Source organism: Pseudomonas sp. S3_E10 (genome assembly GCF_054667615.1).
Genome location: NZ_CP162743.1, coordinates 685,394 through 696,874, shown reverse-complemented (window position 1 = coordinate 696,874; position 11,481 = coordinate 685,394). Strand labels below are relative to the sequence as shown.

The window sequence follows — 11,481 nt, the reverse complement described above, 5'->3', positions numbered from 1 at the left end:
GGGCATGTTAAGACTATGCTAATCGCCACTGCAGGCCATGTACTGGTTTGAGTTGTCGTCCGCCAAGGAAAGGAGTCTGTACGTGTCTGGTTCTTCATACCCGGTTTTATTATCGCAATGGCCTCATGAGCCGTCCGGCCCGCCGAAGAAGCGTTGGCCGGCAGCGCCGCAGTGGCCTCACCCACAGGCAGTCAATCCCAGGCACGATGGAGATCGGTATGAAGGCTGACCCGATCTACACAGTCCTCTGGCGCTTCGCCGCCTGCATGGGCGGGTTGCTGATGATTGCCGCCAGTCCGGCCCACGCTGCCGACAGCGGTATCGCCGGCGGCCCGACCGCAAGCCATAGCATTGCCTTCAGCAATTCATACGCGGGCAGCGATTTTCGTAAGGTGATGGTGCGCAATTGGCAGGAGATAGCAGCGCAAGCGCAAAAGGAGGGTTTGATCCGTGAGGCGCCGGTGGTCAGTGCCAATAATTCGGCGTCGGAACAAGCGGCCCATATCCAGGACTTGATCGTCAGGGGCGTCGACGCCATCGTCATCCTGGCCGCGTCCGACACGGCGCTCGATGGGGTGATCCGCGATGCGTGTAACGCCGGCATCGTGGTGGTGGTCATGGCCAGCCTGGTCACCGAAGGCTGCGTCTATACCGTGGACTACAACTGGTCCGCCATGGGCCGCATAGAAATTGATTACATTGCCAAGCGCCTCAAGGGTAACGGCACGCTGCTGGAGATCCGCGGCATTGCTGGTGATGCCACCGATAAAAATATCAGCGACGGCATTCGCCAGGCCGCCAGTGAATATCCGGGCCTGAAGTTCGCCAAGACCGTGTACGGGAACTGGACAGGCGCTGTGGCGCGCAAGGAGGTGGCGCTGGCGCTGCCGTCGCTGCCCGGCATTGATGCCGTCGCGACCCAGGGGGGCGACGGGTATGGCGCGGCGATGGCGTTCAAGGCGGCGGGCCGACCATTGCCGATCATCGTGATGGGTAACCGTCAGGATGAACTTGCCCTGTGGAAACAGGAACGCGATGCCAATGGCTACGAGACCGTCTCTGTTTCGGCTTCCCCCAGTGTCTCCCAAGTGGGGTTCTGGGTCGCCCAGCAGGTTCTGGCGGGCAAGCAGGTGCCCAAATTCGTCGAGGTGCCTCTGGTGCGTATCGATGCGAAAGACTTGGACGCCTGGCTTGCCGACATGCCGGTGGGGGGGGCCGCCAATCCGTTCTACAGCCAGGCTTCCGTTGCGGCAATGATCGACGCGGCCATCAACCATACGGCGCCGCCGGCGCCTTTGCCGGAGGTGATGAAGCAGTAATGGCGGGCAGGGAGCGAGGATGCGGGGCGCCATGTTGACATTCAAACCGGTCGTGGACCGGCCCATTGCCGTCAAAATTGGCCTGGCGGTCGCCGCATTGGTGTTCCTGATGCTGGCGGTTTCGCTAGTGAACCTCTACGGGCTGCGAGGCATGGTGCGCGCGGTGGATTCTGCCAGCCATTCCGCAGAAATTCTGGCGTCGGTCAACGCGGCCACCGGTCGCGTGGAAAACTTCATCGCCACCCGCGACCAGCAAAGCCTGGCCCAGGCCGAAGGCATGGTTGCGACGGCTATCGCCGGGCTCACCGCTATTCCGGTGGCCGAAGCGCAGTCGCTCAACGGCAGCCTGGAGCGGCTCGCCGCAGCGATCACGGCCTTGCGCGTGGCGAGCCTGACCATGGATGGCGAAACCGAGAACATGACCGCCCATTACGGCCGGATGCGAGAGGCAACGACCCTGGTCGAACAGGGCATCGCCGATGGGTTGAAGGGGCTCGACGCTCGCGCCGTTGAGCACAAGGCGCGGGTGAGCGACATCGACAGTGCCCACCGCATCCTCAATGTCCTGCGCAACGGCGAACGGATCATTACCGCCAATGTCGCCAGGGTGCTGGTGACCGGGGATGCGGCAGCCGCCGCTGCGGCGCATAGCGCTAGCGTCGCGCTCCAGCCCGTGGTCGAACAATTGCGCGAGGTGATGGGGGCGCCGCAGCAGAGCGAGGCCCTCGACCAGTTGGCCGCAGCGCTCGCGGCGGCTGGCGTGGCGGTTGAGCGCCTTGGCGAGGCGCCCAGGCTGCGAGGGGGCGAAGCCTTGCGGCATCTGGCCGCCGTCGCAGATGTGGCGGGACGCCTCGAGACGATGTTGGATGATGTGGATGGCGACGTCGCCCACGACGCCAGCGATATTCAGGCGGCCACCGGCTTGCTGCACAATGCCGCCGCGCTATCCAAGCGTTTCGCCGAGCGCGTGGCGACCTTGGAGGCGCAGACCTTGTCGTTTCGTCTGTCACCGTCGGCCGAGGTCGCCAAATCCGTCGTCACCCTCCTGGACGAGCTATCCCGTCTCTCTCGGGTGCTTCCATCCTCCGTGGGGCTGCAAGCCACGGCGACGCCGCTGACGGTCAGCGAACAGATTGCCGGCTATCGGGCGGCATTCGCCAGGTTCCATCAAGCGAGCAACGCCTTGAGCGACGCGCGCGACCAGGTTCGCAATGAAGCACGCAGCGCGGGCCTGTTGGTTGCTCGTTTTGCGGGCCAAGCGCGCTCCGACGCCTTGGTCCACAATGATCGCGGCATGCTGGCGACGATCATTGCGGTCGCCGTCGCTATCCTGCTGGCCGGCGCCATTGCCTGGAGCACCTCACGATTTATCGCGCAGCCCATTGTGGCCCTGGCCTCGGTCATGCGCCGGCTTGCGGCGGGCGACCTGCACGCCGAAATCGCCAGCGCCGGGCGCGGTGATGAGATTGGCATCATGACCCGCGCCGTTCGGGTGTTCCAGGAAACTGCCCTGCGCATCCGCGTGCTGGAGGCCGAGGCCGAAGCCGAACGACAGCAAGTCCAGGCCTCTTTGGAGCGCATGGTCGCCGAGCGCACCGACACCCTGCATCACCAGACCGAGGTGCTGGAGGCGCAGGCCGTCGAGCTTATTGAGGCGCGCAACCAGGCCGATACGGCCAACCAGGCGAAAAGCGATTTCGTGGCCACCGTCAGCCACGAATTGCGCACCCCCTTGACGCTCATTCTCGCGCCTCTGGAGCAGCTTTCGGCGGCGGCCACCCCGCCCGCAGACTGGCGAGTACAGATCGAGCGCGCCCAGCGCAATGCGCTGCGCTTGATGAACCGGGTGAACGACATCCTCGATTTCTCCAAGGCCGAAGCGGGCAAGTTCGAAGTGTGCCCAGCGCCCGTCGACTTGAACAAAGCAGTGGGCGTGTTGGCCGAGGATGCCGCCCTGGTGGCCGAGAGCAAAGGCTGCACCTTGACGTGCAGCATCGATCCCTCGCTGGGCACGGTGTTCCTGGACCCCCGGCACTTCGAGAAGATCCTGCTCAACCTGGTGAGCAATGCCATCAAGTTCACCCCCGCTGGCGGCACGGTGCACGTGGCAGTCACGCCGATCGATGGCGAGCGATTTGAGCTGGCGGTGCAAGACTCGGGGATTGGCATTGCTGCCGACAAACTGCCGCTGCTGTTCCAGCGTTTTTCCCAGATCGATAATTCCGCCACGCGCCACTACAGCGGCACAGGCATCGGCCTGGCGCTGGTCAAGGATCTGGTCGAATTGATGGGGGGCGAAGTCGGCGTCAACAGCGAACCCGGACGCGGCTCGTGTTTCTTCGTTCGACTGGCGCTGGGGGTTGAGAAAAACACCGTGCCGACCGACGCCGGCACGCTGCGCGAGCAGTCTTCACCGAGCGCGACAGGCTCGGCCGAGCAGCGCCAGCTGCGTTTCGACGACGGCCGCCAGGACGGTTCGACGCATGACGCAGACGACGAGCAGCTGCCGGAACACGCCTCGCGATCCAGAGTGCTGGTGGTCGACGACAGCCCGGAAATGCTCAGCTATCTGCGCGAGCTGTTGCACGACGACTACCTCGTCGCCACCGCCACGGATGGCGAACAGGCGTGGGCACTCCTGCAGCGTCGACCCATCGATGTCGTCGTTTCGGATGTGATGATGCCGCTGCTCGACGGCTTCGGCCTGACCGCCAGGATCAAAGCCAGCGCGGGTTTTGCCCATTTGCCCGTGATCCTGGTGACCGCCCGCGGCGGTAGTGATGCCTGCGTAACCGGGTTGGAAAGTGGCGCCGATGACTACCTCGCCAAACCCTTCTCGCCGCTGGAACTCAAGGCTCGCGTCCGCGCGGCGCTACGCATGAGCCAGGTACAAACCGAACTGCACGCAAAGTCCCGCCAGGCGGGCATGGCCGAAATCGCCACGGCGGTGCTGCATAACGTCGGCAACGTTCTTAACAGCGTGAACGTCTCGGCAGACCTGGTCAGCAACCAGTTGCGCGCTTCGAAAGCCCAGGGCTTGAGCAGGGTGGCTCAGTTGATGAGCGAGCACGCCAACGACCTGGGCGACTTTCTCACCCAAGACCCCAAAGGCAAGATGCTGCCCGATTACCTGGTCAAGCTGGCGCAGGCGGTGACGGCAGAGCAGCAAGGCATTGTCCAAGAGCTCGGGCAACTCACCAAGGGCATCGACCACATCAAAACCATAGTTGCGGCCCAGCAGTCCTACGCCGTTGCTGTCAGTGTCGTGGAGGCAGTCTCGGTCACGGCGCTAATCGATGATGCCTTGCGCATGAGTGCCGGCTCACTGGAGCGCCAGGGGGTAGCGGTGGTTAAGGCGATTGCCGAGTTGCCCCTGCTCTCGCTGGACCGGCACCGGGTGCTGCTGATTTTGGTGAACCTGATCGGCAATGCCAAGCACGCGTTGGAGGGCGTGGTCGATCGTAGCCCGAGCGTCACGCTCCAAGCGTGCCTGGATGACGCATCAGCACTGCGCATTTCAGTGGCCGACAACGGCAGCGGAATTACCCCGGAGCACCTGGCGCGGATTTTTTCGCATGGCTTCACCACTCGCAAAGACGGTCACGGCTTTGGTCTGCACAGCTGCGCACTCGCGGCACAGGAAATGGGGGGGCGCTTGACTGTACACAGCGACGGCGCCGGGCAGGGCGCGACGTTTACCCTGGTTATTCCCCTGGATGCTTCGCTGAGTCAGGGATAAAAACCGACTCACTCGCGGCGTTGTATCTGCTCCAGTATCAGGCTGTCGGTGATGTTCATGTCGTCCAGTAACAGAAACATCTTGCTCAGCACCTCGGCCATTTTCTGATCGGTGTCGGCAAACGGCAGGTAGAACTCCTTGACGCCGCTGCCGACGGGCACGATGCACAGGTAATTGCCGGGCTCGATATGGATGGCTGCGCTGCCCAGATGAATGCGATAGTTCGCGCGCTGCCCGGTGATGTACAGAAAATGCCCTGCGCATTTAACGTTTCTCAACCCTAGCCCCTGAATCAATTCGCCGACCAGTTCGGCGCGGCGTTGCAGGGTTTCGTTGCTGCTGCTGTAGTCGTCTGCGGCGTGGGCCACGGAGACCAGCAGGTCGGCGTCACGCATGACTTCCGAGAACAACAGCGGCGGCACTTGCTCAAGGGGGATAGCTTTATGGTCGCGGTAGAACGCGATCGTGTCGAAGGTGACGTGCTCGGTTTCCGAGAGGTAATGGCCCGTGTCCAAAAAGTTGAACAGGGCGTAAATGCCGTGCTCCTTGCTCTCGTAATAGATGTCTTCGACGCTTGAGGTCGACCAGTTACGGACCTGCAGCAGCCGGGCGGCGACTTTGCTTTTGAGGCGATGGCCGGCAAAACGGTGGGTCCACAGGCCGCTGTCTCGCTCGGCAGGCGTCAACAAGTACAACTCGCGAAAGGCCTGTTTGAACGGCTGCACGCGGCGATGGGTGATCACTTCTTTTTGCCAGGCCGAGAGTTGGCCTGCGGTGAACAGATGGAAAGGGTGAGCAATACGCAGGTTCTTTTTCGCGAGATGTTGGCGGCCCTCAAGGTCAGTCACCGTCAGCGTTGTGCTATCGAGCCAGCCCAGCACAGTGTCGTCGGCCTGCACGATCAGTTGTTCCATCAGCAGGCGAACCGCCGGCATGTTCAACAGGGGTTTGAGGTCTTCGAGCGCCAGGGTTTCGCCGCTGCTCATCATCGCTTCGAGGGTGCGGCACAAGCGCGCGATCTGCTCCTTGAGCCCGGTTTGCTGCATCTTGAGCGCGATGAAGGCGGTGTGTTTGCGAATCGCAGGCGGTGCGGTTTTCAGCGTTTTTCCGGCTTTGCCGATGTGCAGCGTGGGCGACAAACCGTCAATAAGCAGGGTGATGTCGTAGCCATCGATGTGGGCGGCCGTTACGGCGGCTTCGGCGATCTGCGCTTCCATGGCCCATTCCAGGCGGATTGCCGAGGGGTAACCGGCGACGCGTGCGAGGTTTTCCAGGCCAGCCTGTATCGCCGCATGGGAGTTGGCCTGCCGTTCGGCGCCGTATTTACGCACGTCTTTATGCAGTTTCTTGAATGTCAGATAGCGTTGGCGTACATCGTCCGCCTCCGTGACGGGCAGCACGCCGTAGATGCGCATTGCCGCCTGTGCGTGGCGGGTCAACTTCTTTTCCAGCGCCGCTCGGCCGATGCCCTGGTAGGCGTCGAGCAGTATTCGCGTCTCGGGAAACGCCCAGGGCGAGGGGGCGAGTGCCGCGAGGTACTCGCGCAGGTGGTTTGGGTCGGCTTCGGCCAGCGCCTTGTCCAGCAGGTAACGGTCCACCACGCCCACGGTTTCATCTAGCGTATTGGGCAGGTCGGTGCCCCAGTCGGACTGAGGTGCCAGGGCAATGCTCAGGTATTCACGCTGGAAGGCTTGCAGGTCACTCCAGCCGAGAGCGTCGAGTACCACTCGGCTGGCTTGCCCGGCATAGGGCAGGGCGGTCAGCAGGCTGTTTCTTGAAAACCCGCCGAGTGCCGCGAGCAGCTCCGCCGACGAGGGCTTGGGCAATGCCTGAAGCAACAGGAAGCGCTCGAGCACTGCGGCGGTATCGGCCCAACGCTCGAAAAAATCCTCCGGCGTCATGCGCAGTCGTTCGACGACCGCCAGGGCCTGCAGCAGCCAGCGGGCCTGATACACCTCAACCGAACGGAACGTGTCGGCCAGCTTCTGGGCGTTATCGGGCAACCCAGCCAAGGCGTCCTCGATATAGCGAACGGTGAAGCGTGCCAGCTCAGGATGGCTGGCTGCGGGTGCTCGCGTAGTGGGGGCATCGCTGTGGGATGATTCGTCATCGTCGAGCACGTCATCGGCGTACCGATCCATGTCCACATCATCGCTGTCCAGCCCGGTGTCGTCTGTGTAGAACATCATGGCGCGCCCCCAGGTAGTGGCCGCCCGCACGAAGCGCGGGTAATCGAGGCGGCCGGCTTCGAGCAGGCCCAGCGCGATGCGCTCGATTTCCTGGTGCACGTAGGGATACGCGTCGGCGACTTTCGTAGGCTCCTCGTCTGGCGTTGAAGGGGGCTGCTCGCGGTTCCAGTCGCCGTCCAGCAACCATTCGGCGAACGCCTGCCAGGCTGCGGTTGGCGGGTAGTTGCTCAGGCGGTTGATGCAAGCTTGAACGTCAGGAAAGGCCCAGGCCTGGTCCGGGCGCCTGCGGTAATAGGCGGGGCCGTCTTCGTCAGTGGGCAGTGGGTAGTCGCTGTCTTCGAAGGCAAATTGCAGCATGTGCCGCAGTCGCGCGCAGATCTGCTCCAGCGCGTAGGCGTCCGGATGCGCCGTGACCCACGCATCACAGACTCGATATTGCAGGCCATAGCGCTGTTGATCGCGGCGATCCTCCAGGTCGTCCCAGACGGTAGGGAACACAAAACCATCAGCCAGGGCTTTGGGCCCATCCTTGGGCTGGTGCCTGACCCAGTCATCGGCGATGCGCAGGAAGTCGATGCCGTCCCAGAAGTCCAGTTCGAATTCGTCATATCGGCTGAGTTCGGGATAGTCATCCAGCGCTCTGTCACAAAATGCTCGCAGCGCAGCGAGGCGGGTGGCTTGGTCGGGCGCAGGGCGGCGTGAGTGCATGATGGGTATCCGAGAAAGTGAGCGACGAGGATCAACCGCCAATCAGCGGCACCAGACGGATAAATGCGAGGGTGGAAGGTGGGCCCAATTGGATCGACTCATCAAGCCGTTGCAGCATGACGCCGTTATGCAGAACGCGAAACGCACGGGTTTCAAACCCTTTCAAGGCGCGCTCGACCTCAACACCGACATCCAACTGCGCAGGCGCGCTGGCCTGAGGCATCGCAATCGCGCCGGCACCGGCTTGCTGGCGAATATCGTGCTCGCTCAGGTATTGGCGGTCGAGCACTTCGCGCACCGACAGGTGTTCCAGCCAGTGCTGCACCGACAGCGCGGCAATCTGTTCGGTAACGGTCAGGCGAATAAGCTCGGCGACGGTCAAGGTCAGGGAGGCCGGTATCAGGGTGACAGGCGGCAGCAAAAGCTCCTGGCGTGCGCCTTTCAGGCAATAGCTATGAACCACGAACTCCATGACGCATTCCTTGCAAGCCAGGCCAGCCGGGCGGATGGCGCATCAGCATAGCCCGGTCGGCAATAAACGTCATCGCGCGGCGCGATCGGGAGCAGCGATAGAAACCTGCCAGGTCAACGATGATCGGTTTGACCATATCCCCCCAGGGGGGATAGGATGCCGGCGCAATTCACTGATTCCCGAGGGTCAAGTCATGAGTGAGCACGAACACAGCCACCCACATACCCATCAAAGTCATGAGGCGATCATCAAGCGCCTGAAGCGCGCGGACGGCCATCTACGCAGCATCATCACCATGATCGAAGAAGGTCGTGAATGCGTGGACATCGCCCAGCAGATGCACGCGGTGGAAAAAGCGGTGTGCCAGGCCAAGCGCACGTTGATCCAGGACCACATCGATCATTGCCTGGAAGATACCGTTTCGGCGCTGGGCACCGGCGAGCGCGGTCCGTTGGAAGCGTTCAAACAAATCACTAAGTACCTTTGAGCCGACATGCCTAATTTTGCTGAACTGCTGCAACAAGGCGGGGCTAACGCCTGGTTGTATTTCCCCAGCGCTATTTTGCTGGGGGCGCTGCACGGCCTGGAGCCGGGCCATTCGAAAACCATGATGGCCGCGTTCATCGTGGCCATCCGTGGCTCGGTCAAACAGGCGGTTTTACTGGGGCTGGCCGCGACGTTGTCGCACACGGCCGTGGTCTGGTTGGTCGCCATCGGTGGCATGTACCTGGGCAAGGGGCTGGACGCGCAAACCACCGAACCTTACTTCCAGCTTGCGTCTGCGGCACTGATCATCGGGATTGCGCTTTGGATGCTGTGGCGCACCTGGCGTGGTGAGCGGATGTTTATGTCCGAGCAGGGCGCTGGTCATTCCCATGACCCTCATGATGAGACCCACCGGATCGATACTGGCCATGGCCGTGTTGAATTGGCGATCTTCGAAGACGGCGTTCCGCCGCGCTGGCGCCTGACAACGTTGACCGGCCATGCGTGGGGCGCCGCCGATGTTCGCCTGATGACAACCCGTCCGGACGGCGCCAGGCAATCGTTCTCTTTCGTAGAGCGCGACGGCTACCTGGAGTCTGCCATCGATGTCCCGGAGCCTCATGAGTTCAGCGCACGCTTGAGTCTTGGGCATGCGGGCCACTCCCACGACTACGATTTGGAATACCAGGAGCATGACCATGCGCATGCCGGACTGGAGCTGTCGACTGATGGCTATCAGGATGCGCATGAACGTGCCCATGCCAACGATATCCGCAAGCGCTTCACCCGCCGCGAAGTCACGACCGGCCAGATCGTCATGTTCGGCCTGACGGGCGGCCTGATTCCTTGCCCGGCAGCCATCACCGTGCTGTTGCTGTGTCTGCAGGTTAAAGAGGTTGCCCTGGGGGGCATGCTGGTCCTGTGTTTCAGCATCGGATTGGCGCTCACCTTGGTTACGGTCGGCGCTGCGGCGGCGGTGGGTGCCAGGCAGGCTTCCAGCCGTTGGCCATGGTTGGGTACCGTGGCTCGCCGGGCGCCATACTTGTCCAGTGCGTTGATCATCGGTGTTGGCTTGTACGTGGGCTTTCATGGCTGGATCGGGTTGAATGCTTGATGCGGCGCGCAGGTGATGAGAGGCCGGCGCGGACCGCGCCGGCGCCCCATTGCGGCGTGCGTCTACTCTCATCGCACAAACACCGGAAACCATGCGCAACTTATTTGATCGGGCGGTGTCTGCATAAAGTATTTCCTCGTATTACAGCGGCTTAGGCTGCGAGAAGAGCGGCGTTTGACATGGGACGCTGCTTTGGAGCGGGTGGGAAAGTGCGCAGTTGCCTGACCGTATATGTAAAGGTAAGCTCATGCGCCTTTTCGTATTGGGGGGTAAGTGTTGGACTTTGATGGGTTTAAAGGGCCACGGAAGGTGCATTGTCGGTATGAAATCAAGCGGCTAAGGCGGATAAATGGATGCTTCAGTTTAATTTGGCAGATCAATTGAACTGCGACTCAAACCCTTCAGGTGAGCAACCTAATTCCGACTTGGATTCCAGGACGGGTGCGCGCACAGCTTTGCCCACAGTTGCTATTTTGCTCTGTACCTACCAGGGGCAACGCTATCTGGCTGAGCAATTGGCTTCTTTCGAGACCCAATCTCACTCCAATTGGAGCGTTTGGGCCTCCGATGACGGTTCAAAGGATGACACGCGAGGGATTCTTGCGGCGTACCAGCAAAAGTGGCCTGAAGGTTCGTTGCATGTGTTCTCTGGGCCGGCGGAGGGCTTTGCCGCCAACTTTGTCTCGCTGACGTGTAATGACACCATCCAAGCGGATTTTTACGCCTATTCCGATCAGGACGATATTTGGGAGGCGGATAAGCTGGCCCGCTCAGTGCAGTGGTTGCAAACCTTACCCGCAGATGTACCTGGCTTATATTGCTCCCGCACCCGGTTGGTTGATGCCGACAACCATGAAATCGGCTTTTCGCCACTCTTTTCCAAACCTCCCAGTTTCGCCAATGCGCTGATGCAAAACATCGGTGGTGGTAACACCATGGTGTTCAATAACTGTGCCAGGCAGCTCCTGCGTGAGGCCGGGGAACACAGACCGGTCGTCACCCATGACTGGTGGGCATATATGTTAGTGACGGGCTGTGGTGGCCAGGTTTTTTACGACCCCGAGCCGACTCTGCGTTACCGTCAACATGGTTGTAACCTGGTGGGCACCAACTCTGGCTGGATGTCTCGCTTCAAGCGTATTCGCATGTTGTTTCAGGGGCGTTTTAAACAGTGGGGTGATAGCAATATTGTCATCTTGAGCGCACTCGAGCATCGACTCACTCCCGAAAACCGGAAAATACTTCACCGCTTTATGGCAGCCCGCAAAATGAGTTTGATCCCACGTTTGATTTGTCTGAAACGCACGGGTATTTACCGTCAAACGTTGCTCGGAAATATCGGGCTTATCACGGCAGCCGTCTTCGGGAAAATTTAATCAATGGCAATCATGAGTAGTGTCTTCACGGAAAGCCATTTGCTGCTCGATTAACCTGCGGCAGCGCTTTGCGTGGGC

General features: G+C 61.3%; 7 protein-coding genes and 2 pseudogenes. 7 read left to right on the top strand and 2 right to left on the bottom strand.

What is annotated here, in order from left to right; genetic code table 11:
• The first annotated feature begins 218 nt into the window (after nt 1–218).
• From AB4N98_RS02820 to AB4N98_RS02805, 4 genes and pseudogenes are all read left to right on the top strand, one after another.
• Complete coding sequence (locus tag AB4N98_RS02820; RefSeq protein WP_116079650.1) at nt 219–1,319, top strand: ABC transporter substrate-binding protein; 1,101 nt, start codon at nt 219–221, stop codon at nt 1,317–1,319.
• A gap of 19 nt (nt 1,320–1,338) precedes the next feature.
• Nucleotides 1,339–3,615: pseudogene (locus AB4N98_RS02815) on the top strand (sensor histidine kinase); the annotation flags it as partial.
• Nucleotides 3,607–4,197: pseudogene (locus AB4N98_RS02810) on the top strand (response regulator transcription factor); the annotation flags it as partial. The pseudogenes AB4N98_RS02815 and AB4N98_RS02810, both read left to right, overlap by 9 nt.
• A complete protein-coding gene (locus AB4N98_RS02805; RefSeq protein WP_370737732.1) occupies nt 4,198–5,058 on the top strand; it encodes a sensor histidine kinase in 861 nt (286 codons plus the stop codon). It abuts the pseudogene before it with no gap.
• Between the two features lie 8 nt (nt 5,059–5,066).
• Here AB4N98_RS02805 and AB4N98_RS02800 read toward each other — a convergent pair whose 3' ends face one another.
• Nucleotides 5,067–7,955: a DUF4132 domain-containing protein gene (locus AB4N98_RS02800; protein WP_065878631.1), complete on the bottom strand. Its 2,889-nt coding sequence runs from the start codon at nt 7,953–7,955 to the stop codon at nt 5,067–5,069.
• Nucleotides 7,956–7,986: 31 nt separating this feature from the next.
• Nucleotides 7,987–8,427, bottom strand: a complete 441-nt coding sequence (locus AB4N98_RS02795) for a hypothetical protein (protein WP_065878629.1) — start codon at nt 8,425–8,427, stop codon at nt 7,987–7,989.
• Between the two features lie 193 nt (nt 8,428–8,620).
• Here AB4N98_RS02795 and AB4N98_RS02790 point away from each other — a divergent pair, with 193 nt between their 5' ends.
• From AB4N98_RS02790 to AB4N98_RS02780, 3 genes are all read left to right on the top strand, one after another.
• Complete coding sequence (locus tag AB4N98_RS02790; protein WP_460149214.1) at nt 8,621–8,914, top strand: metal-sensing transcriptional repressor; 294 nt, start codon at nt 8,621–8,623, stop codon at nt 8,912–8,914.
• A gap of 6 nt (nt 8,915–8,920) precedes the next feature.
• Nucleotides 8,921–10,027, top strand: a complete 1,107-nt coding sequence (locus AB4N98_RS02785) for a nickel/cobalt efflux protein RcnA (RefSeq protein WP_017526939.1) — start codon at nt 8,921–8,923, stop codon at nt 10,025–10,027.
• Between the two features lie 353 nt (nt 10,028–10,380).
• On the top strand, nt 10,381–11,403 hold the full coding sequence (locus tag AB4N98_RS02780) for a glycosyltransferase family 2 protein (protein ID WP_017526940.1): 1,023 nt from the start codon (nt 10,381–10,383) through the stop codon (nt 11,401–11,403).
• Nucleotides 11,404–11,481 lie beyond the last annotated feature (78 nt).

What these genes read in the sequence shown, in the direction of transcription:
- AB4N98_RS02820 (WP_116079650.1), top strand. Translation starts at nt 219, where the DNA reads ATGAAGGCTGACCCGATCTACACAGTCCTCTGGCGCTTCGCCGCCTGC.
- AB4N98_RS02805 (WP_370737732.1), top strand. Translation starts at nt 4,198, where the DNA reads ATGAGCCAGGTACAAACCGAACTGCACGCAAAGTCCCGCCAGGCGGGC.
- AB4N98_RS02800 (WP_065878631.1), bottom strand. Translation starts at nt 7,955, where the DNA reads ATGCACTCACGCCGCCCTGCGCCCGACCAAGCCACCCGCCTCGCTGCG.
- AB4N98_RS02795 (WP_065878629.1), bottom strand. Translation starts at nt 8,427, where the DNA reads ATGGAGTTCGTGGTTCATAGCTATTGCCTGAAAGGCGCACGCCAGGAG.
- AB4N98_RS02790 (WP_460149214.1), top strand. Translation starts at nt 8,621, where the DNA reads ATGAGTGAGCACGAACACAGCCACCCACATACCCATCAAAGTCATGAG.
- AB4N98_RS02785 (WP_017526939.1), top strand. Translation starts at nt 8,921, where the DNA reads ATGCCTAATTTTGCTGAACTGCTGCAACAAGGCGGGGCTAACGCCTGG.
- AB4N98_RS02780 (WP_017526940.1), top strand. Translation starts at nt 10,381, where the DNA reads ATGCTTCAGTTTAATTTGGCAGATCAATTGAACTGCGACTCAAACCCT.